The sequence below is a fragment of the Rhodococcus sp. OK302 genome (assembly GCF_002245895.1).
In the GTDB taxonomy this organism is placed as follows: Bacteria; Actinomycetota; Actinomycetes; order Mycobacteriales; family Mycobacteriaceae; genus Rhodococcus_F.
On sequence record NZ_NPJZ01000002.1, the window covers coordinates 397,346 to 418,934 of the forward strand.

Sequence of the window (21,589 nt, forward strand, 5' to 3'; positions counted from 1 at the left end):
CGTGATCAGCCACTGTGGTGGCCCAAGCGTGCGGAGATGGCTCTTGCTTGCCGAAGTACGGCGGGGGTTATTCCTTGTAGCATGCTGGCGGATTTTCGGATTTCGGGTAGCGACAAGCTGATAGCGGCCTGAATGGAACCATCCGGGCCGTAAATCGGTGCGGCGACGCAGTAAACGCCGGGCGTGTATTCGGAGTCGTCGGTGGCGTATCCGTTCTCCCGGACCAGCCTGACAATGGATATCAACTGCTCGAGGCTGGTGATACTCGTGGGCGTGTATGGAAGGAATCGGATCTTTCGAAATCGTTGCCGCAGTTCGGCTTCGGTGAGGCCGCTGAGTAGTGCCTTGCCAATGCCGGTTGCATGAGCAGGAAGTCGGACTCCGACCCTCGATTCGAGTCTCAGCTGTTGGTCTGGATCGACCTTGCCGATGTAGACATTGTCGGCTCCGTCCAACACTGCCAATTGAACTGTTTCATTGAACTCGTCGCGCAAGGCTTCCATGAACGGTCGGGCAGACTGATCGATATCACCGACAATCAGGTAGCCCTGAGCTGCCTGCCAGAGGCGAATACCTATGCGGTATCGGCGGCTTAATGGGTCCTGTGTGAGAAAACCTCGGGACTCCATTGTGGTCAGGAGTGAATGTGCGCTGCTTTTTGGCAGTTCGAGTTCATTGCAGATCTCGGTCAGTGTCAGTCCTGAAGGATGATCTGTGAGTAACTCGAAGGTTCGCAATACTCGATCTGCCGATTTGACCGCATCCGCCATGACAACCCCCTGGGACTCTTCGGAAAAGCGATGGTTGTGTCTGAAAGTACAGAAGGTGTGGCATGGCCGATCCGAGTTTCAGTCAGCGATTTCTCACATTGAACCTAACTTTGCGATTCGGGCTTTTCAGCGACCACTCCGTGGGGATAGCGGAGCAGCTGACCTGAGTCGTAGAGTGTGAGCGCGTGATCGGCGGTGGTGCGGATTCGCTGATGTGCAGCCATGGCTTCGTATATGTTTTCGCAGATCCCGATCGGGTGGTTCTCACGTAGATTTCGCTCCGTGAAATACGCATCGGTAATTGTGACCAGGCCGGCGTTCGTATCAATTTCCACGGCAATCGACGCTCGATGATGCGAACCCGCCCACCACGTTCGAAACCCGGGAACAATCTCGTCTTCATCTGCCAGCAGACGTACCCGATCCCAGGCGTCATGGGTGAGATAGCTCAGGACCTCTGGTGGAATCGATGTCCAGCGGTTGTCGTGAGGGTGGGTATGGGAACTGTGGAAATGCTGCCAGCCTCGCTCTGACAGGCAAATCTGTGCATTGGCGAACTGATTGACATTCGATGTGGTGTACAGCTGCAATGGCGTGAGCAGCACATGTGTGATGTCAGCAGTGGACAAACCAAGGCGTTCGAGTTGTTCAGGTAGCCACATGCCCGGCTCGCGTGTGAATGCGGCTCGTTCGCCGAGAAGTTTCGCCCATCCCTCATTCATGGGTGCCAAATCTCGAGCCGGGCCTGTGCCTACCAGCGCCCGCACTCCTTCACCTTCGATAAGGAAGGCTTGAAATGCCAGGCGATACCAGTTGTCCCAATCGGACATCCAGTAGACCTCGGGTCCCGGCACTTCGCCGTCGCCCAAGTGGATGATGCGTACTCCGAACGTCACACTAGGCTCCTCGTTTTTACCGGACCGGGGGCAGGACACAGTAGCGCCTTGATCACGTCCTGACGTCCGTCCATGAGTTCGGTGAAAATTGTGGCACCCAATTCGAGAGGGAAGCGCGTGGTCCAATCGAGCGGAGTGTGTTCCGCCAGACTCAGAGCACGTTCGAAGTCGCTTCGTGTGTAGCAATACGAACCCAGTACGCGCTTTTCGTCGCGCACGATTTCCTGCCCGTCGAAACCTGTTGACGAGCTGAGTAATCCGATCCAGACGGCGGTGCCTCCCGGGCGTAGACGCTCGACCGACGTTCGGTGCGTGGATTCCGCTCCGACCGCGTCGATTATCAAATCGTATTCACCGGTCAGTTCCGTACTGGACCTGATCGCTCCTAACTCGAGCGCGGTCTTCAGTCGGCTCTCTGACAGATCGCACACCGTCACGTCCATCGAGTATTCGAGAGCTACCAACAGTGACACCAAGCCGATAGTTCCGGCTCCGAGTACTGCGATACGACTGCCTGCAGCGGGATCAGCCAGTCGCAGTGCATGCACTGCATTTGCCAGCGGCTCGACCATTGCAGCTGTCTCGAATGTCATGGAGTCGGGTATTTCGTAGACAGATGCTTTCGGCACCACAACAGTCTCGGCGAACGCGCCGGGGCGATGGATGCCGATGATGAGTCGACCGCGACAGAGATGCTCCTCGTTCGCAGAGCATCGATCGCACATACCGCAACTGAGCAACGGATTGACCGTCACGCGTCGACCGTCTTGATCGACGCCCGCGAGTTCGTGTCCCATGACGAGCGGGGGCTTCCGGAAATCGGTATGGCGAATGCCGTGTAGTTCGCTTCCACAGATTCCGGCTGCCCGAACGGTGATGGTCACGTCGCCCTCTGCGATCGTGGGAACTGCCACGTCCAGCATTTCGACGGTATTGGGGGCTGTGAATACCATGGCTCTCATCGGACGGACTCCCGCGTGAGGAGTTGCCGTGCGATCTGTGCAGCTCTCAGTCGAAGTTGTGGTAACGAATCGGTCGATAGGTATGCGATATGGGGAGTGACTAGTACTCGCTCGTGTTCGGCGATCACTGCTGCTGTCGATGTTGGGGGCTCAGACGAAAGGACATCGAGCGAAGCGAAACCCAATGCTCCCGAATTCAACGAACTCAGGAGTGCATCCTCGTCCACGAGTGCGCCGCGAGCAGTATTGACGAGATGTCCGCGCGCGCCTAGTGCTTCCAGCACCGATTCATCGATAGTTCCTGCAGTTTGCTGGGTCGAGGGCATATGAATGGAGAGATGGTTGACTGCGGCAGCGAGCTCCCTGACGGTGTCCCAACGAATTACCGAATCAGGCACTTCGGTGAGGTACGGATCCCAGATGTGAATCGGGAAACCGAGGGCCCCGACCCGCTCGGCGAGAGATCGACCGATACGCCCGAAACCCGCGATGCCAACAGGGTCTTGGCCGGGGGGAGTGGTTGATCGATGCCATCCGTGGTCCACCCTCGTTCAGCGAAGGAACGAGAGCTGGTTGTGAGCCTTCTGTTGTGGGCGTAGATCGCGGCGGCTGCGTGATCGGCTACTTCGGCCAGGCAGTAGTCGTCGACGTTGCTGACCGCAATCCCTAGTTCGGCTGCGGCATCGAGATCGATGTTGTCGAGACCAATTCCATACCGAACGACGACTCGAAGGCGAGGCAGGGATGTGAGCACTCTTCGTGTGATCGGTGCCCATTGGACGAGGATGGCGTCGGCCTCGGCGGCTACGGCCAAGACTGAGTCCTCAGTGAGGGCCTGATGGCAAGAGACGCGGAACTCGTGCAATTCTGCAATCTCGTGAGAGCCGTCGCCAAGATTCGTATCGGTGATGACGATATTGAGCATTTCAGTACCTGCTATCTGGTGGTGTGTTTGTACCGTGTGGAATTCGATCAGGCGGAGCCGGCGAATGTCGCAGTCTCGCCGAGCCCCTCCGGGCCCATCGATAGGTAGCCGCCGTCCACAGGGATCTCGGCGCCCGTGATGAAGCTGCTTTCGGAGGACAACAAGAAGGCAATTGTTGTGGCTACCTCGCGTGCTTCGCCAAGCCGGCCGAGCAGGTGATATTTGCCCCAAATCGGTTCCCACTTCTTACGATCGCCGTCAGCGGCTTTCGCGACCTCGTTGGTCCAGATCCATCCGGGGCTGACAACGTTGACTCGGATTCCGTGTTCTGCCAGGTCCATGGCCATGCACCGGCTGAGGCTCAGAATGGCGCCCTTGGTTGCGTTGTAGGTCCAGCGGGAAGGCTGAGCGATATGCGCGGAAATGCTCGAGACATTGACGATCGATGCTGCATCGGACGAAAGCATGAGGGGGTGCGAGGCTTGCACGATATTGCTGTAACCGCGAATGTTCACGCCGAGGACCTTGTCCCAGTCTGCTGTCGTGGCGTCGAGCCCCTTCGCAATGAAGCTTGCCGCTGCGTTGACCACGAAATCGACATGTGAGTGTTGGGATCGGATGGTGTCGAAAGCGATTCCGACGTCAGCTGCGTCGGCTACATCGACAACCAGGGGAGAAGACATGCCGCCGTCGTCGTTGATGAGTTCCGAAACGGCATGGACGGATGCGCGATCGATGTCGAGTGCGACGACCCGCGCTCCTCTGGATGCGAGTAGTCGTGCCGTTGCAGCTCCGATGCCGGACCCTGCTCCCGTGACAACTGCGACGCGATCTTGCATCGACAAATGGCTGGGCTCAGGATGATTCGTATTCGTCACCGGTCGAGCCACATCTCACGGACGTCGACGATTCGTCCGCGTAGTCGGGCTGGCTCGTCCAGAGTGATACTCCGAACGTCCTTGCCTGCAATGAATCCAACAGGTTGACCGGTCTTCCAAACCCATGGGAGTTGCGCAGCGAGAATCTCGTCCGCTTTGCCCCATAGTTCTTTCTGCTTGTCAAGATCGCCGGTTCGGCGGGCTTCGTCGACAAATGCGTCGAAATCGACATTGGCGAAGGCCATGTGGTTGAGATCGCCTGTGGAATGGAAGAATCTGTACGGCAATGTATCCGGAGTCAGGAATGCTGCCATGTTCCAGCATGTGGCTTGATATTTTCCGCCGAAGAAATTTGCGAGGGCTGCCGCAGTCTCCTGAATCTCGATCTTGACGTTCATCCCTGCGGCGGCGAGCTGACGTTCTATCACCTGAGTGTCGTCAACCGACGCTCGGCAAATGTACGTGAATTCCACCTTCTTGCCGGTGTCTGATTCGTATTCCTTCACAAGAGCTTTCGCTCCGTCGAGATCATACTGTGGCGATGAGGCGCCTTGGTACCACGGGTCGTCAGTCGGGAACAGGCTAACAGCGTCGCTGGTCATGCCTTCTTTGACCAGATTGACGATCTCGGTCCGGTTGACGGCCTTGGAGACTGCCTGCCGAACGCGTATGTCGTCGAATGGGGCGGTCGCAGTGTTCAGAGCGATGCTCGTTTGGTCATTTCCTTCGCCGAGAATGAGTTGGACTGACGAATTCGTTTGTGCTGCTTTGAGAACGGCCCCATTGGTGCTTGCGATGACATCGATATCGCCAGCCTGCACTGCTTGGAACGCAGTCTGAGGGTCTTCGATAGTGCGTATTTCCACACCGTCGAGATGGACTTTGTCGGCGCCTTTCCAATAGTTGGGGTTTCGCTCGAGGATTACGGGTTGACCTGGAGCCCACTTTGCAAGTTTGAACGGGCCGACTCCCGAAGCGTGCGACGTGTAGTCCTTGCCGTACGTCGTGATTGCCGTCGGAGATGCGATAAAGCTTGCGGTGCTTGATTCGTCGTTAGCTAGCATGTAGGGAAAGCCGGCCTGCGGATATGCAAGGTTGAACACTACGGTGGATTCGTCTGGGACATCAACGGAATCGACTGCTGAAAGTAGCGCTGCAGCGCTCGATGTTCGGGTGGGATCGATGTGACGATCGATGTTGAACTTCACAGCGGACGCATTGAACGGGGTGCCGTCGCTGAAGGTGACACCTGTGGGCAGCGTCATCGTCCATTTTGTAAGGTCGACATTTGGCTCCAGCGCCGTGGCCAGATTCGGGCGAGGGGCATCCCCGTTCTTGTCGATGATCATGAGGTGGTCGTAGATGGCGGTGCCGACTGTGACTGTGGCAGTGGCGGTTCCGATTGTCGGATCGAGTGAGACGAGGTCCGTTCCGGAAGCGACTTTGAGAATGCCGCCCGTTACCGGTTCGGACGAGCCTGAACCCGTTGTGGATCCGGCTGCGGTACAGCCCGCGGTCAAGGCGATCACACTTGTCGCGATGATGAGGGTGTTACGCGTTCTGTTTCTGCTGATCCATTTGCTGTTGAGCTTCAACGGATTCTCCTTGGGATTTCGAATGTGTGAGCGCGTCGAACGATGCGCTCGAGAGATGTACTGGGCTGGATTAGCTCACAAAGAGGTTGTCCAGCAATGGAATTGAAGAATTGAGGAGCTTGGTGTATGGGTGCTGCGGGTTGTGGGCGACCTCGTGTGTAGCTCCGCGCTCGACCACCTCGCCCTGGTTCATCACTGCTGTTCGATCACACAGGGCGGCCACGACGGCTAAATCATGAGAGATAAACAGCATGGATAGTCCATGTTCGCTGCGCAGCTCTGCGAGAAGCTTCAGGATTTGGGCTTGAATGGAAACGTCGAGAGCCGAGACGGGCTCGTCGCAAATCAGGACATCCGGACGCAGTATTGTGGCCCGTGCGATTGCCGCACGCTGGCACTGCCCTCCGGAGAGTTCACTGGGTCTACGACGAGAAGCCTCCCGGTTGAGCCCAACCCGATCCAATTCTGCTTCAGCCATACGCAATCGGGTCGTGTTGTCGCCGCGTTTCCAAACGCGGAGCGGTTCTGCAACCGAATCCAGAATCGAACGCTTGGGATTGAAGGACCCGGCCGGATTCTGAAAGATAGCCTGGACGCTGGAACGGAACTCACGGTCCCTTCCGGTGCTCGCCTGACCGCGGAAATGGAGTGAGCCAGCGGACAGGGATTGGATTCCCAGCATCGCCCTCGCGGTCGTAGATTTCCCACATCCTGACTCTCCGACCAAACCGACTATCTCAGCCGGACACAGATCCAGTGAAACATTCTTGACAGCTTCAAACACCTGGTGGGTTGGGGAGCGGTACCGAACGTAGGCGTCGCGTAGTTCCAGAACGGGTGTGTCGATGCTACGTGTCATTGTGTGCCGACCAGCTTCCCGGGTGTCGATGCCGATACTGGCAGCGTCGGTTGCCAGCACGCATATCTGTGCTCGGGCGAGTTACAGGCGGGCACCAATTCCGGTGCAGATTCGTGACATACGTCGATTGCGGCCCTGCACCGAGGCGCGAAGCTGCATCCGGGGGGTGGTGCAAGCAAATTGGGAGGCAGGCCGCTGATCGGTTCCGGTAAGCCGCGGTGGTTGGCGTCGAAGCGGGGGATCGCGCGAATGAGTGCGCGGGTGTATTGCATCGTAGGAGCTTCGAAAACGTCTGTGATGCTACCGGTTTCGACCATTTTTCCGGCGTACATCACAGTCACGCGATCGGTGTGGCGGCCTATTACTCCCAGGTCGTGGCTCACCATGATCAGGCCGATCGAGAACTCTGCGCAGAGCTCGTCGAAGAGTTCCAGAATCTTGGCTTGGACGGTTACGTCGAGCGCAGTTGTCGGCTCGTCTGCAAGTAGCAATTTTGGCGTGCAAGCCATTGCCATCGCGATCATCACACGCTGACATTGGCCTCCGGACAATTCGTGTGCGCGAGAACGGGATTTAGCTGCAGCATCAGGTATCCCAACCATATCCAACAACTCTGTTGCTTTGGCGCGTGCTTCGCGTCGGCTGACCCCGGGGGCTCGTCGGACGGCTTCAGTGACCTGGTCGCCTACCGGAATGATGGGATGCAGCGAACTCAATGGGTCCTGAAACACCATGGCGATTTCACGGCCCCATAACGACCGGCGCTCGCCAGCTCGGAGTCCGAGAATTTCTCGGCCGTTGAACATCACCTGACCGGAAATCTTCGCATCACGCGAACTTGTCAATCCCATGATGGTGCGCGACAGCACGCTCTTCCCGGAACCTGACTCGCCGACGATGCCCAGTCGTTCACGTCGTGCAAGGTCGAAACTGACACCGTTCACGGCAGTGGCGAGCCCGCGCGGAGTCGGAAACTGTACCTTCAAATTCTTGACACTCAGCAGGGGCAATTCACGGTCGCTCATATTTTTCCTTTCGCAGTGTCGCCCTCGGCCAGGAATCGATCGGACAGAAGGTTGAGGCTGAGGATGGTCAACATCAAGAAGACCGAGGGAACGAGAATTACGAGAGAGTTTGATGTGACGTATGCCCGGCCCTCGGATATCATTGCGCCCCAGCTTGGTTGGGGCAGTGGGATACCCAGTCCCAAGAAGCTGAGACCGCCTTCGATGATGATTGCACGTCCGACATTGACCAGCGCGAAAGCGACAATCGCTTCGGTGAGGTTCGGCATGATGTCGCGACGTACTATCGAGAGGGCAGGTGTACCTATTACTTGGCTCGCCTCGATGAATTCGCGCGGCATCAGAGCGAGTGTTTGGGCTCTTGCCAGTCGGACGAAAACTGGGATTGTTGGCAGGGTTATCGCGATCATCACGTTTGTGATCGATGCGCCCAGAAATGATGCAAGGACCAAAGCGAGTACCAGACCAGGAAAGCCGAGAATCACGTCGACGACAAACGAGATTGCTGAGTCAGTGGCACCTCGAAAGTAGCCGGCGAGAATGCCGATGGGCACGCCGATAACGACTGCTGTGAGGGTGGAGCCGATGCCGATGAGAAGCGAGACCTTGGCACCTTCCAGCGCGCGGGCAAGAAGGTCGCGTCCGAGGTTGTCCGTGCCCAGAAGGTGCTCGGTGGAGAGTCCGGCGAACCGTGCACTGCTGTCGAAGCCGAGCGGATCCAATCCTAACGCGAAGGGAACAACGGGAATCGAAATGGCCAAAAGGATCAGCCACCCGAACGCAATTGTTTCGGTGGGACTCCATGAGCGATGCTTGCGGTGTTTCTTCTGCGCTGGAGAGACTTTCACCGGTGCAGCGATATCGAGTGCACTCATGCGTGTACATCTCCTTTGATCAGCTTCGCCGACCGCAACCGGGGATCGATGATTCCGTACAGGTAGTCGACTGTGGTGTTGATGACGATGAAGGCTGTGGCAATGGCCAGGACGATGCCCTGCACGGTGACGAAGTCTCGAGTTTGGACGGCACGCACAAGTTCACTGCCGATTCCTGGTAGTCCAAAGAGGGTTTCGATGACTACCGTCGAACCGATCATCGTTCCGACGGTGACGCCGACCGATGTGCTCAACCCCAGAAGGCTTGGGCGCAGTGCGTGTCCGAAGACCACTCTGTGGGGTGCGATGCCCTTTGCCCGTGCAACGGCGATGAATTCACGGTCGAAGGTCGATGCGAGATCTGCGCGTAAGACTCGTTGATAGAGAGCGAAGGGGGCTGCGGCAAGTGCGATCGACGGAAGTAGTACTGAAGACAGGTGAGGAATCAGTCCGTCGGAGACCGGTACGAAACCGTTGGAAGGGAACCAGCCCAACACGATCGCGAAAACCCAGACGAGTAGGACGCCGATGACGAAGTTCGGTGTGGACAGCACGGTGAATACCCATAGGCTGATGGCTTTGTCGGCGCCGGACCTTCTACGCACGGCAGCGGCGATTGCAGCAGGCACTGCGAAGGCGAGAGCTATCGCCTGGCTGAGCACGATGAGTTCGATCGTGACGGGTGTCCGCTCGAGCACGATCGCCCCCACTTCCTGTTGTGTGTGGAAGGACTGGCCGAGATCTCCGGTGAGCACACCTCCTATCCACGCCAAGTAGCGTTCTACTACAGGCTCGTTCAATCCCATCTGTTGTCGGAGCGAGGCAAGCCCCTCGGGTGTGGCGGTGACACCGAGGATTGCTTGGGCAGGATCGCCCGGAAGTAGGTTCATGCTGAAGAAACAGAGCAGTGACACCACCCAGAGAATCGCCAGTACGCGTAGCACTCGAAGCGTGGGCCTCGACCATGATCGAGTAGACATCGTTTCAGTCCTTTGTCCCGGGCAGTACCAGGAGCTGGTGATGGCCAGGTCCAAGATTTACTGTTCCGGCGGGCTCGATCGTCGATCCGTCGATGCGGACCACCCGATCACCATCGGTCAGTGCAAACGTTGCGCGTGCTGCCGGTGGAACTTCGACATCGTGAAGTATCGACGGCCCGTCCCAACACCAGTGACTGGAAATCGCTCCGATCGGACTCTCATATCGTGCTCTTGCCCAGGAGAGGCTTGTGCTGTATTTCGGACTGAAGCCGAATTCGCCTGTCCAGGAACTATTCTGGAGTCGAATGCCTGCAATCCCCTCGTAGAGGAATCGTCCGACGGCACCTAGGGCATAGTGATTGAACGAGTTCATCTCCGCGGTTTCGAGGCCACCGTCTTCGCCGATTCCGTTCCACTTCTCCCAGATGGTGGTGCCACCACTAGCGATCATGTGTAACCAACTGGGGCACTTCTCGCTCAGCAAGAGTTCGTATGCGAGAGCCCGTTGACCGTTATCGGCCAGGACCGGGAGTAGATGCTCGACCCCGTGGATTCCCGTCGTGACGTGCCCGGATCGATTCACCGCTCGGGTGAGATGTTCTACAGCACGATTGATTTCGAAATCATGGAGGAGGCTGTACCCGATCGCCTGAGCATAAACAGTCTGAGTGTCGCCCAAAATTCTGCCGTCGGGCAAGACATATGCCGCTCGATACGCTGTGCGGATCTGTTCGGCCCTGTTGCCGAGACGCACGGATTCTTCTTCGTACCCGAGTTTGTGTGCAATCTCTGCGACCTGCACGAAGGACCGGTATGTGTGCGCGGTAGCGACGACGTCGACCGGGCTGGTCGAATGTGCACCGGTGTAGGTGTAGCCGGGATGTATCGTGCCTTCCTGCCCGTCGGGGACCGACAGCCAGTCGCCGAAGTTCGAGCCGACAGCGTTGACTCTGAGTCCGTCCGGATTGTGCTGATCGATGTGTCCGAGATATCGGCACATTGATTCAAAGTGGTTGCGTGCTGGGGTGATATCGCCATAGCGGGCCATCAAGAGATGAACGATGCGGATGTATCCGTCAGACCATCCGGGGGAGCCTTCCTTCATTGTTGCCGGTGGAACTACAGGCGCATATGAGGGAACAGAACCATCCTCGAACTGTGCATCGGCACAGTCTTGTGCAAACTTCGTGAAGAAGGCTGCGACGTCGAAGTTGTATGCAGCGGTTTCTGCGATCACTCCGGCGTCGCCCAGCCAGCCCAGGCGTTCGTCGCGTTGGGGGCAATCTGTGGGAACTTCCAGGAAGTTTCCGCGGATTGTCCATTCGATCGCCGAAGCCAATTTGTTCAGCCGCTCGTCGGAACATGAGAAATGTCCGACCTGATCGTGGGGAGTTTCGATCGAGACTGCAGAGATCGTCGAGTTTTCACGTAGTTCGAATGCCATTGCGAAATCTTTCGGGGGCAATCCCCACACTTCGGCGTATCGGAAGCCATGCAATGTGAAGTCTGGTTCGAGGATTTGGGGCTCCTCCGTTCCGGTCGCGTAGCGATCCTCCTGAAACGCACCACGGAGGTTGTCACGGTAGACGAGTTTGTCTTTGGTGAGAATCTCGCCGTGTCGGACGATGATGTCTGTGCCGGGAGTTGTCGGAGAGTCGATCCGCGTCCATCCGACCAGATTCTGTCCGAAGTCGAAAACTGCTGGACCGCGGGCATGTTCGTGTACGAGTGAACCTTCGATGACGCTGCGGGTGGCGATCGAATCATGGGGTTGAGGGAAGATGGGGACTGATATGTCGGCTCTCGGCAATACCGAATTCCATTGAGAGTCATCAAAATTGGAAGTTTCCCAGCCGGGCGTTTCTCGTCTGAGATCTTTGAATTCGCCGCGAAGCATGTCAGAAGCTTGAATGGGTCCGTAGGAATAGCGCCAAGTTGAATCGCTGACTACGAGTTGCTCCAGACCATCAGGAGCATGTATGCGGGCCTGCATCCGGAAGGCAGGCTGAGTGCCATAGAGTCCAGGGTCTCTCACCAAACCGATCCGTCCCGCATACCAACCTTTAGCGAGTGCGACGGCAATGGTGTTGGTGCCCTTGACTAGATGCGCAGAGCAATCGAAGGTCTGATGGTTGACGCGTACGTGATAATCGGTCCATCCAGGGCGGAAGTGGGAGTTGACCGTCAGTTCGTCCCCATTGATCCAGATTCGATACAGGCCGAGTGCGGTCGCATAGATTCGCCCGTCTGTCGGTGTCGCATCGAGTTGGAATTCCTTGCGCAGCTGTGGAACCGGATCCCATGCCTCGGATCGATAATCGAGAAGAGGAGTCGAAATCCACGGGCCGACCCACTGATCTGCATCGGTGATGCCGGTTTCGAAGTGTTCTACGGCGCTCGTGATTCGCTGTCCACCAGAGGTCGTCGCGGTTACCTGCCAGTAGTACCTCGTGCACGGTTTCAGGGTGGGTCCGTTGTACTCGACCCAGGGGTGACTGAGTCCGTTGATCCGCCACAACGAACTCGGACCCAAATTCGTTTCGCTGCAGTCGAGGTGGACCGCGAAGGTTGCGTAGGAGTCCAAACGATCGGTGTCGCTGAGCGACCAGCGGAGAAAGAGTGTCTCGCCGGCAATCCCCAGGGGACGATTTCGATGCGCTGCCTTCAAGCGCTCTAGTGTCATCTGTCCAGCCCTGCTCATATGAATGACCTCTCTTGGTTTGCAGTCGATTTCGCAAACGCATGCTCGAACAGTGCTCGTGCTCGCGGTAACTCGAAGTGCTTGGTTTGAGTGACATTGGTACGCAGACGGATTGAACTCACCCGGCGGGATAGATGAAAGCGGGGTTACGTCTACTGCTGAATGTCAGTCGTTGTAATACGAGATCATGGTGTAACCCGAGTCACTAAGTCAAGGATAGGAACCGATGTTCTCATACGTGAACTTCGTCTTGGGGAAACGACTTAAAGTTTCGGAAGTTGGATCCGGGTGACAGTGTTGGCGTGTGCCGGGCTGAAGCGCTCGACTGCAATGGCGAGCACTGTGGGGAGGTTTCTTCGGCCGCACTCGAGGCGTCCGAGGGCGAACACGGAACTGCGCAAAGTGGAGTTCTCAAGTTATAGGTCTGCGGACTCGCCGGTGTGATTCACCGCGACTCGGACCTGCGATTGGTGTCCACCGGAATTGTCGGACCCCGAAAGTCTATCGTGCACAACAACCGAGTAACCGAAGACACTCTGGACAACTTCATAGTGTCGCCGACCCCGTGGCCTACCGACCACAAGGCAGTTCTTGCGACCTACAAATTTGCTCGGATCGTCGACCGGTTCATGGATTGGCTTCTGACAGCAGAACTGGCAGCAAGATCTACCGACTCGGCGGACTGCACTGTCTTCCATATGGCGAATTCAAGGGGTCGTTGCAACACTCGCGGCTAATTGGCCACCAATAGATCACGTAGTTGCTCGGCGGGGTACCCCGCCGAGCGTCTACGTGGACGGTAGTTGAGTTCCTGACGCGTTCGAGTTCATCCCAACAGGGTTGGGATGCGGCTGAGGTCGTCCCGAGTTCTTCAGACGCTTTCGATTGAACCGATCCGAACTCCAGAGCGCGACATGTCATGTCCTTTCCGCTCTTCTATCAGAGAAGTGAGCGTTTTTCGGAACCACAACTTCTTCTGAGTGGCGCAAGCTGGCAGTGGCTATTCGGTAGAGGGCCTCGATGATTCGGGCTTGATCGGGTCGTTGGCGGTCGGTCAGAGGATACCGCTCTCCGCGTTGGTCGGACGACGCTGCCCATGGTGGTGGTGCCGGTGATCTCATTCCGACCACTACATGCATGTGACGAGCGAGCCGTCTCAGTTGCCGCTCCTGATCCCCGTGCTCGACGAATTCTTCATGCCCGGTTGAACGCGCCGGACGAGGAGGCTTCGTCATGGACCGTGGGGTGATACTCGGGGTGAATTTTCCTGCCGCCCGTCGATTTCCGAATTCATCTGTCGTAGTGTGCATGTGGCATGCCAAATTCCCGAAAGCCCAGCATGCAAGGACCTTGTTAGTGCGACATCAGACGCACCGGCAGCACTCGATGCGTGCCGCAGACCTCGCATGAGCGCGAGGGCTACGGCATTGATCCCCTGAGCTGAGCCCGCTGGGATGAGCGTGCGGACGCCTCTGGGATTTGCGCGCCTCCTAACGACGAATGCCCCGCGTGAGGAAGGTCGGGGCATTCGTCGTTTACAGGACTCATCGATGTGATGGTTGCGAGCGCAATCGGTCGGGGAGTTGTGCGCGTCGGTGACCGATGAAACTCCTAGGCACCATGGGTCATCCAGTCATCGTGAGGGCCTGGAGGGTAACGGCTGACCGTCGTAGATGGGCATGTACAGTCCGCCGGCCAGTGGCGTTCGACGGTGGAGATATCTGAGATCTATTCGAGTGTCCAGAATTTCAATTACGTGCTGTGTTGTAGCAGCGATGAGGAGTTGTCGTAACCGTGCGAATCGATCTCGGTGTTGGGGAAACCGTCGGTGGTAGTGAACATGTAACGGTCGGTGTGGCTCTGCAGGAAGAAGTGACTGCAATCAGCCGACCGTTCGATGAGGAGCTTCTCACTCCGGGACAAGTTGCAGCTCTCTTTTGCGTCGATCCCAAGACTGTTAGTCGGTGGGCGAAGGCAGGAAAGATCGGATTCGTGACCACCCTCGGTGGGCATCGCCGCTATCGCAGCACAGAGGTGCACGCCCTTCTTCGTTCGCTCGACGATTCTTGCCCATCGTGAAGTCGGCAGAATACGTGAACATTAGTTGAGAAAGTTTGGCCGGACGAAGACCCTAGTTCCGGGACGGGTGCTCCTTCATGAACTGACACCTGCACACTGAGTTGATGCGTGGTTAGGTGAATCTGAACGATGCTGCAGTACAGACGTTTCCAGTGTGACGACGTTCGCGACGTGCCCCGACGGCTACGTGCGAGCCGGGCTTTGATGATGCGCCCGCACGGGGCGGGTTGTCAGGCAGGTCGTGGCGTCTACGTCTCAGGGATGGTGGTGCCAGTTCTACGACCTGAATGCGTTCTGCATAATTGGGTTTGTGGGGCGGTGTGGTGTCAGTTCGATCCCGGACGCGTGCAGTTGAAATGACCGCGGCGATAGGGGTTACTTCGAGAGATGTATCAGCGAAACAGGTTTGAGGGCATACCGCGAATAGTGGCCAGGGGTTGCGCGGCGACCAAGACCGCATACAGTAACTGCTCGAAGCGGATAGGGCTGAGCATCCCGATCGCTGACATCCGGGGGAGTGTTGCAGTAGGAGGCACCCTTCATCGCTTCGTCATCGATCATCCACAGAGAAGTGGCCATTCCCTCGCCGTGGCGAGCGACAGGTTCCATTCCATACATGTCGAATGCACTACTGCGAGAACACTTCCTCATAGTGAGCGACTTTGTTGGCTAATCCAACGAAACGATAGCCCCGCCTGGAATAGGCGCAGCAGAATGCGGCTGAATCGGAAACTGCCCGGACCGCGTCAGACCGGAGTGAGCGCCGAGTGAAGCCAGCTCTTTGCCGGATGTCATCCGAGATCGACAGGCCTCGCAAGTAATACGTCGACACCTGGGAGGAAACACCGATCAGACGTGGAGCGGTTTGACCCGATCGGCAGGGGTTTTGACCTCGTAGTCCGGCAATCGTTTTCCAACGCCCACTAATTCGGCAATAGCGGCAACTGCGCGGGCGGCAGCGTGGCCGTCGCCGTACGGGTTGCCTGCGTGCGCCATCGCTCGGTAAGCGTTCTCGTCGAGCAGCAGTCGGGTGGCGTCGGCAAAGACTGAGACTGGTGCGGTGCCCGTGAGTCTCGCACAGCCTGCCTCTATCGCTTCGGGTCGCTCGGTCGTGTCCCGCAGCACCAGTACCGGTACGCCGAATGTCGGTGCCTCTTCCTGGATTCCGCCAGAATCGGTCAGCACGAGGTACGTGTGTTTGAGCGCAGCGACAAGATCGCGATAGGCCAGTGGTTCAGCGAGCAGAATCCGCTCGTGCGCACCGAGGCGCTCGGTTAGGGTTGCTCGGACCGCAGGGTTCGGATGCATCGGACACAACACGACGATGTCCGGCACTGCGTCGACGATCTGCCGAACGGCACTCGCGACCGCCTCCATCGGTTTTCCCCACGACTCGCGCCGGTGCAGGGTCAGCAGCACGACACGCAAACCGCTGTCAAGGGCAGATCTGAGCGCCCGGTTATCCGGTGTATCGGTGTTCGTGGCAGTCGTCAGAAGCGCGTCAACCACGGTATTGCCGGTCACTGCGATGTTGTTCAGTGGAATTCGCTCGGCAAGTAGATTCTGCCGGGCCAATTCGGTTGGGCACAGGTGCAGCGAGGTGATCGCTGCGGTCATACGCCGGTTTCCCTCCTCAGGGAACGGATTACGAAGATCGTGCGAGCGAAGCCCCGCCTCGAGGTGCACGACAGGAATGCCTTCACTGAAGGCGGCCAATGCCGCGGCCGTCGAACTCGACGTGTCGCCGTGGACGACCACGATGTCGGGGCGGAACTGACGCAGAACCTCGGTGATCGCCACGGTGACCCTTCCCGATAGTCGACCGAGGGGCTGGCCGGGTTCCATAAGGGCTAGGTCATGATCCGGGTGAATCTCGAAGATCCGATGCACTTCGTTGACCATCTCGGGGTGTTGCCCGGTCACCACTACGGTGACATCGAGGCCTGGATGTGCCTCGATGGCCTTGATCAGGGGGGCACATTTTATCGCTTCCGGTCTGGTTCCGTAAATGACGGCAATCCGTGGACGCAACGCTGTCAGTGCCGAACTTGGCTTCACTACGCACTCCTCGAACATGATTCGGTCTGCACAGGGTCAAGCGGACGTGCTTTGCCGAGTCTGCTCCGAGGTAACCGCCCGGCCGCAGGTTTGTGCGGGTTTCATGTGGTCGGCCGCACTGATTGATGCGGGCGTCGTACGGTAGCGTGCGAAATTGAACTCAATGCAACATAATTCACCCCGAACCTCACCCTTCGTGGGTAAGTTTGCTCTCCGCGGAGAGTTAGTTTGCGTAGGTAACAATAATTCTGGCATTGAGGCTATTCCGATATCCATAGATTTCAGTGTCGGCTAAGAAAACAGAGATTTGAGGAATAGATACTGCCATGATCAACCTTGGATCCGACGCCCGAGCGAGCCGGCTGAACGTAACCATTCGCCGAATCAACGGACATCTGGACGCGGCGCAGTCAGGGCGGGGCGCCGCTGTGGTGTTGTTCGGTGCACCGCGCTCGGGACGAACTCGAATACTCGGAGAAGTTGGTCGGCCGAAGCCGTTTCGCACCATCTCGCTCACTGGCTCGGGGCATACCAACGAGTCCATCGACGTCAGCATCGCAGCTTTGTTGGCGAGGTTCGACAATCTTGCTCTCGCGAAACCTGACGGAGAACCTAAGGCAAGGGGCCCCCTCCCTCCCGATACACATGTCGGTGCCAGAGGTGAGCACTTGCTCGATGTGATCGAAAAATACACGCGAGAATCAGCCCCTCTGCTGATCGTCATCGACGATGCCGACCGACTGCCCGATTCCTCTCTGGATCTATTGGGGTATATGGGCCGCCGACTGGCAAATCACCAGGTGCTGTTGATCCTCGTCTCGCGCCTTGAGCGGCCGGCGCAGTTTCTGCCCTTTTCTCAGATTCCGGTACTGCAACGAAGCGTCACGGACACTGCGGCGCTGACGACAGCCTCGCTCGGTAGACGACCCGCGCCGGCGCTGGTGATGGAGCTGCATCGAGCTGCGGCGGGCAATCCTGGCGACACTCTGGAACTCTGCGGGGCACTCACAGAAGACCAGATCACGGGTCTGGCGGCGCTCCGATATCCGATGACCGTCTCGGCGGAGCGCATCGAGCGTTGGGCACGAGCCGGTGCGCGACTGACCGAAAATCAGCGCACCTTGCTGACAGTACTGGCGCTCGTGCAGTCGATTTCGGTACGCGACGCGGAAAAGATTGCGCAAACGAGCGATTCCGGCGATGCTGTCTCCGCTCCTGCCGAGGCGGAGGTGTCCTCGATGATCGAACTCCGGTGCATCGAACAATTCGGTGACCAGTTGCGTATCGGCAGCGACCTGGACAGGTGGGCGATCAGAACGATCACAACACCGACTCACGACGCAGAAGCACGCCGAGTGATCGCACGTGGCGGACTTGCCAGATGCAGCACCGTCGATGCCTACATGCCAGGAATTGGCGACCCTGTGGACGAAGTGGAGATGGTGTTAGCCAGAGCTACGAGCCTCGCCCGAGACCAGTCCTGTGCGCAAGCGTTGAGTCTGCTGAGAGAAGCAGCAGCGACGCACACCGGCGATGGACGAGCGAGACTCCTGGCGCTGGCGTGTAAGTTAGCAATGTTACACGGATTCCTCACGGATGCAGACGAATTCGCCGACGCGGTGGTGCGCGACTATCCAGGGTCTCTACATCGAGCGCTCGTGGAGCGGGTCAAGCTCGAGGTGCGTCACCTTACCGATCAACCGATGAACCTCGAACGGGTCACGGCCGCTGCGGTGTCAATCGGCGATTTCGATCCCGACGGGGCAAGGTCACTGGCAGCGCTCGCAATTCTCGCTCAGCTAGAACACCATCGCACCGACGGCCTCGAGTCCTTGATCCAGTTGATGCGGGCCAACTCCGAAGCTCCGATAGTCGCAGCGCCGGCATGGTGCAATTTGGCGGAGGTGACGCTCGCGGTCGAAGCGGAAAATCCGGCGCTCGCGCTGGCCCTGCACGACGAGTCGGACTCGCAGTCGAGTTTCTCGCGGCGCAGCGTTAGTGAGGCGATCATTTCGGCATCACTCCTTGGCCGACTCGGACGATTGGGGGAGGCGCGTGATCGTCTCGAGTTTGCAAGCGACCTTCCTGACTCCGAGCAACCTCCACTCACGCGCACCAATCTGCTGCTTCCACAATTAGATCTCGAACTGTTGAACGGCAATGTCTTGGTAGCTCAAACACTTTGGGATCGCGCAGAGGCGATCATTCCCGCTCGTAACCACTTACCGTCGCGCCGAATCAGCCAGCAGTTGCAGATTCTGGGAGTGCTGGGAAGGTTCGAGGAGGCTGATCGTGTTGCCGCCCAGGTACTCCCAATAGGAGGTGTCGGTAGTGCAAGCCGTATCGGGGCCCGACTGCTCGGTGCGCTGGGGCAGAATGCGTTGATGCGCGGGAATGCGGATCGTGCCGTCATGTTGCTCGAACAGAGCATCGACCACGTCGATCGGCATAGCGGAATCTGGCAGACGCGACGGTACATCGATCTGATAGAGGCGTTGATGATGATGGATGATCGGCCGTCCGCTGAGCGGGTTCTCGACCTCAGTACACGTCGTTTGCGTTCCTGTGCAACACCGTTGATCTCGGCACTTCTTGCCCGGGGTCGTCTGCTGGTCGCTGATATCGACTCTTGTGTCGAACTGCTGGAGCTCGCTCTCGGTACGCGCGAACTGGAAGTCCCAGCACTCGAGCGGGCACGGACTCTGGCAATCTATGCGGATCGACTGCGCGCGCATGGCAAAATCGCTCAGAGTCGGCGGCGGCAGCGTACCGCTCACGCATTGTTCGAGAGGGTCGGGGCGCAGGGCTGGATCGACGGCGGACGCTGGTCCTGGACCGAAACTTCCTCGACTGAAGCGCAAGACGACCCAAGGCTACTCGCCCTCACCGATACCGAACGCAAGGTCGCTAATCTTGTGGTCACGGGAATGCGGAACCGGGATATCGGCGCGCAACTGTACATTTCGCAACGTATGGTAGAGAAGCATCTGACCAGCATGTTCCGCAAGCTCGGTATCCGTTCACGCGCTGGCTTGTACGCAGCGATCAAAAACGATTCGCACTCGCCACGTGTTTCAGGGCCTTCGCACAGCCTTGCCCAATCGCACAGCCTTGCCCAATCGCACAGCCCTGCGCTGTCCTACTTCACTGTCTAAGGATTTCACTTTCCGATGGATCGAAGACGGCAACCCTCGCCCTATGCCCCCACCCCGATCGTGCTTGAAACGACGGCGACGAGAGCTCAAAAGTGGTACCGCGGGTTCGGCGACGCGCTACTGACACTCGGCCTGATCGGGGCACTGTTCATTGTCTACGAGGTGTACTGGACTGACATTTCGTCGGACCGTAAACAGCGCACTGTCACGGAACAATTGGATCAGGTCTGGGCACAACAGGATTCCGCCCAATTCCGTTCGGCCGCGCCAGAGATCGATGGGCCAGTTGGCTTCGCGAAGATACGAATTCCTCGCTTCGGCAGCGATTTTCAGATGACGGTAGTGAAAGGGACCTCCGACGCCGATCTGGAGGTAGGGCCCGGACAGTACGAGGGCAGCGCGGACCCCGGTCAGGTCGGAAACTTTGCGGTGGCCGGTCACCGGGTCGGGAAAGGCTCACCTTTCAACGACATCGACGCGCTGCAGACTTGCGATGCGGTGGTCATCGAAACCCTCACCGTTTGGTACACGTACCGAGTACTGCCCAGTGCGGCAGAAGCATCGGAATGGGGAACCGAGCGCAAGCCTGCCCGGTGCACAGCTGATCCCACACCGGTCACTTCTCTGCCGGCGCCCTACCAACGGGCATTGGGCCAACAAGTGGTCGATCCGAACGAGGTGGGTGTGATCAGCCCGGTTCCGATGGACCCGAGTTACGCGGAGGCGCCCGAGGGCGGTGTCGCCTTGTTGACCTTGACCACCTGCACCCCGCGGTTCAGCGCGACCGATCGCCTTGTGGTGCAGGCGATGTTGGTAAACAGCACGCCCAAGGACCCGCAGATGCACTCTGCCCCGACAGTTCTCTCGGAAGGATAGTGCCATGTACGGCTGGATCTGGCGTCGACTCCCTGCCCCCTTGCCCGCCAAACTTGTTACTGCACTGCTTCTGTTCAGTCTGGTGGTGGCACTGCTGATGCTGCTGGTGTTCCCAGCAATCGAGTCCTTCGTGCCGTTCAATCGGGTAGCGGTGCTGTGAACTGGAAGCGTGTTGCGCGCGGGACTGGCGCGGTACTGACGGTGGGGCTGGTTGCGGCGTGTTCGATTCCACTAGAGGGGGATTTGAACGCGGCAGTGACTACCACCGCGATAGCTACCAGATATGGTCTGCCGACAAATCCGAATCCGGGCACGGTCGGTGTCTGTCCATACCTGACCGCGTATAACGTCGAGTCTCTCAATGGTGTACGAGTCGACTCGGTCCTGCTCGATCTGAGCGTGCAACCGCCCGCCTGCTTTTTCATCGACGGTGCCGGTGACATCATAGTCTCGGTATGGGTCCATCACGGCGAATCATCCATGGTGGCTGCAGAACTGGTGAACCGGTCCGCACCGATTTCGAACACCGCCCCGGCCGCTGAGCCGACGGGCTGGTCCGGTGGACGTTCCGGTGGGGACGAGGGTGCGGTCTACGCCGTGGCCAAAGGTGCGATTGCGGTGCTTGTGACGACGACCCAACCACAATCAGTGAAGGCACAGCGGCTTGCAGTCGCCGCGATCGACGAACTCGGACTGTAGTCGACGACGCACCGAAGACACTCCTGTAGGAGTGGCGGTTTCGCTCGTTTGTGACATCCTGCGCCTCGACAACACTGCCACCGACACTACAGCCGCGCCACCGACGCCCCCACTGTGGCGACGAAGGTCAGCCCGCAGTCGGCGTCCCCGGACTACAACGCTGATCGCAGTCCGGGAAACGTTTGCGGCGCGTTATCGACGGAAGATTCACGCCCTCACCTGATTCTCTCGGGATTCCCGCCTCAACGGGGGCGGG

The 21,589-nt window shown here is 58.2% G+C and carries 18 protein-coding genes; 5 read left to right on the forward strand and 13 right to left on the reverse strand.

Annotation, left to right across the window (positions count from 1 at the left end; all coding sequences use genetic code 11):
• Positions 1–5: 5 nt before the first annotated feature.
• The 12 genes from BDB13_RS29670 to BDB13_RS29725 all read right to left on the reverse strand — a co-directional run bounded on the left by BDB13_RS29670 (position 6) and on the right by BDB13_RS29725 (position 12,448).
• Positions 6–770, reverse strand: a complete 765-nt coding sequence (locus BDB13_RS29670; protein WP_094275590.1) for an IclR family transcriptional regulator — start codon at positions 768–770, stop codon at positions 6–8.
• 104 nt (positions 771–874) lie between these two features.
• Positions 875–1,666 carry a hypothetical protein gene (locus tag BDB13_RS29675; protein WP_176459799.1) on the reverse strand — a complete coding sequence of 264 codons (792 nt, stop codon included), beginning with the start codon at positions 1,664–1,666 and terminating at the stop codon, positions 875–877.
• Positions 1,663–2,628: a zinc-dependent alcohol dehydrogenase gene (locus BDB13_RS29680; RefSeq protein WP_094275591.1), complete on the reverse strand. Its 966-nt coding sequence runs from the start codon at positions 2,626–2,628 to the stop codon at positions 1,663–1,665. The genes BDB13_RS29675 and BDB13_RS29680 overlap by 4 nt, the downstream gene beginning before the upstream one ends.
• Positions 2,625–3,119 (reverse strand): NAD(P)-dependent oxidoreductase, encoded by a 495-nt coding sequence (locus BDB13_RS33710; protein WP_369597491.1) that lies wholly within the window; start codon positions 3,117–3,119, stop codon positions 2,625–2,627. Before BDB13_RS33710 ends, BDB13_RS29680 begins: the two co-directional genes overlap by 4 nt.
• Complete coding sequence (locus BDB13_RS33355; RefSeq protein WP_094275593.1) at positions 3,011–3,553, reverse strand: hypothetical protein; 543 nt, start codon at positions 3,551–3,553, stop codon at positions 3,011–3,013. Before BDB13_RS33355 ends, BDB13_RS33710 begins: the two co-directional genes overlap by 109 nt.
• A gap of 47 nt (positions 3,554–3,600) precedes the next feature.
• Positions 3,601–4,431, reverse strand: coding sequence for an SDR family NAD(P)-dependent oxidoreductase (locus BDB13_RS29695; RefSeq protein WP_217902180.1), 831 nt, complete (start codon positions 4,429–4,431; stop codon positions 3,601–3,603).
• The gene (locus BDB13_RS29700; RefSeq protein WP_094275594.1) at positions 4,428–6,026 is read right to left on the reverse strand and encodes an ABC transporter substrate-binding protein; all 1,599 of its coding nucleotides are present in this window, start codon (positions 6,024–6,026) and stop codon (positions 4,428–4,430) included. Before BDB13_RS29700 ends, BDB13_RS29695 begins: the two co-directional genes overlap by 4 nt.
• Before the next feature lie 70 nt (positions 6,027–6,096).
• The gene (locus tag BDB13_RS29705; protein ID WP_094275595.1) at positions 6,097–6,885 is read right to left on the reverse strand and encodes an ABC transporter ATP-binding protein; all 789 of its coding nucleotides are present in this window, start codon (positions 6,883–6,885) and stop codon (positions 6,097–6,099) included.
• On the reverse strand, positions 6,882–7,910 hold the full coding sequence (locus BDB13_RS29710) for an ABC transporter ATP-binding protein (protein WP_094275596.1): 1,029 nt from the start codon (positions 7,908–7,910) through the stop codon (positions 6,882–6,884). The genes BDB13_RS29705 and BDB13_RS29710 overlap by 4 nt, the downstream gene beginning before the upstream one ends.
• On the reverse strand, positions 7,907–8,785 hold the full coding sequence (locus tag BDB13_RS29715) for an ABC transporter permease (RefSeq protein ID WP_094275597.1): 879 nt from the start codon (positions 8,783–8,785) through the stop codon (positions 7,907–7,909). The genes BDB13_RS29710 and BDB13_RS29715 overlap by 4 nt, the downstream gene beginning before the upstream one ends.
• Positions 8,782–9,765: an ABC transporter permease gene (locus BDB13_RS29720; RefSeq protein WP_094275598.1), complete on the reverse strand. Its 984-nt coding sequence runs from the start codon at positions 9,763–9,765 to the stop codon at positions 8,782–8,784. The genes BDB13_RS29715 and BDB13_RS29720 overlap by 4 nt, the downstream gene beginning before the upstream one ends.
• Positions 9,766–9,769: 4 nt before the next feature.
• A complete protein-coding gene (locus tag BDB13_RS29725; protein ID WP_176459800.1) occupies positions 9,770–12,448 on the reverse strand; it encodes an alpha-L-rhamnosidase in 2,679 nt (892 codons plus the stop codon).
• A gap of 1,890 nt (positions 12,449–14,338) precedes the next feature.
• On the opposite strand from BDB13_RS29725, the gene BDB13_RS29735 reads away from it, so the two are divergent.
• Positions 14,339–14,545: a BldC family transcriptional regulator gene (locus BDB13_RS29735; protein WP_094275927.1), complete on the forward strand. Its 207-nt coding sequence runs from the start codon at positions 14,339–14,341 to the stop codon at positions 14,543–14,545.
• A gap of 849 nt (positions 14,546–15,394) precedes the next feature.
• Here BDB13_RS29735 and wecB read toward each other — a convergent pair.
• Positions 15,395–16,603, reverse strand: a complete 1,209-nt coding sequence (wecB, locus tag BDB13_RS29745; RefSeq protein ID WP_217902181.1) for a non-hydrolyzing UDP-N-acetylglucosamine 2-epimerase — start codon at positions 16,601–16,603, stop codon at positions 15,395–15,397.
• Positions 16,604–16,929: 326 nt separating this feature from the next.
• On the opposite strand from wecB, the gene BDB13_RS29750 reads away from it, so the two are divergent.
• From BDB13_RS29750 to BDB13_RS29765, 4 genes are all read left to right on the forward strand, one after another.
• The gene (locus tag BDB13_RS29750) at positions 16,930–19,758 is read left to right on the forward strand and encodes a helix-turn-helix transcriptional regulator (RefSeq protein ID WP_094275602.1); all 2,829 of its coding nucleotides are present in this window, start codon (positions 16,930–16,932) and stop codon (positions 19,756–19,758) included.
• A gap of 15 nt (positions 19,759–19,773) precedes the next feature.
• On the forward strand, positions 19,774–20,634 hold the full coding sequence (locus BDB13_RS29755; RefSeq protein WP_094275603.1) for a class E sortase: 861 nt from the start codon (positions 19,774–19,776) through the stop codon (positions 20,632–20,634).
• Between the two features lie 4 nt (positions 20,635–20,638).
• Positions 20,639–20,794 carry a hypothetical protein gene (locus BDB13_RS32495; protein WP_094275604.1) on the forward strand — a complete coding sequence of 52 codons (156 nt, stop codon included), beginning with the start codon at positions 20,639–20,641 and terminating at the stop codon, positions 20,792–20,794.
• Positions 20,795–20,889: 95 nt separating this feature from the next.
• Positions 20,890–21,333: a DUF2020 domain-containing protein gene (locus BDB13_RS29765; protein ID WP_176459801.1), complete on the forward strand. Its 444-nt coding sequence runs from the start codon at positions 20,890–20,892 to the stop codon at positions 21,331–21,333.
• Positions 21,334–21,589 lie beyond the last annotated feature (256 nt).

Coding starts and splice junctions, on each gene's coding strand:
- BDB13_RS32495 (WP_094275604.1), top strand. CDS start 20,639: ATGTACGGCTGGATCTGGCGTCGACTCCCTGCCCCCTTGCCCGCCAAA.
- BDB13_RS29720 (WP_094275598.1), bottom strand. CDS start 9,765: ATGTCTACTCGATCATGGTCGAGGCCCACGCTTCGAGTGCTACGCGTA.
- BDB13_RS29710 (WP_094275596.1), bottom strand. CDS start 7,910: ATGAGCGACCGTGAATTGCCCCTGCTGAGTGTCAAGAATTTGAAGGTA.
- BDB13_RS29715 (WP_094275597.1), bottom strand. CDS start 8,785: ATGAGTGCACTCGATATCGCTGCACCGGTGAAAGTCTCTCCAGCGCAG.
- BDB13_RS29705 (WP_094275595.1), bottom strand. CDS start 6,885: ATGACACGTAGCATCGACACACCCGTTCTGGAACTACGCGACGCCTAC.
- BDB13_RS33355 (WP_094275593.1), bottom strand. CDS start 3,553: ATGCTCAATATCGTCATCACCGATACGAATCTTGGCGACGGCTCTCAC.
- BDB13_RS29750 (WP_094275602.1), top strand. CDS start 16,930: ATGATCAACCTTGGATCCGACGCCCGAGCGAGCCGGCTGAACGTAACC.
- BDB13_RS29725 (WP_176459800.1), bottom strand. CDS start 12,448: ATGACACTAGAGCGCTTGAAGGCAGCGCATCGAAATCGTCCCCTGGGG.
- BDB13_RS29755 (WP_094275603.1), top strand. CDS start 19,774: ATGGATCGAAGACGGCAACCCTCGCCCTATGCCCCCACCCCGATCGTG.
- BDB13_RS29680 (WP_094275591.1), bottom strand. CDS start 2,628: ATGAGAGCCATGGTATTCACAGCCCCCAATACCGTCGAAATGCTGGAC.
- BDB13_RS29670 (WP_094275590.1), bottom strand. CDS start 770: ATGGCGGATGCGGTCAAATCGGCAGATCGAGTATTGCGAACCTTCGAG.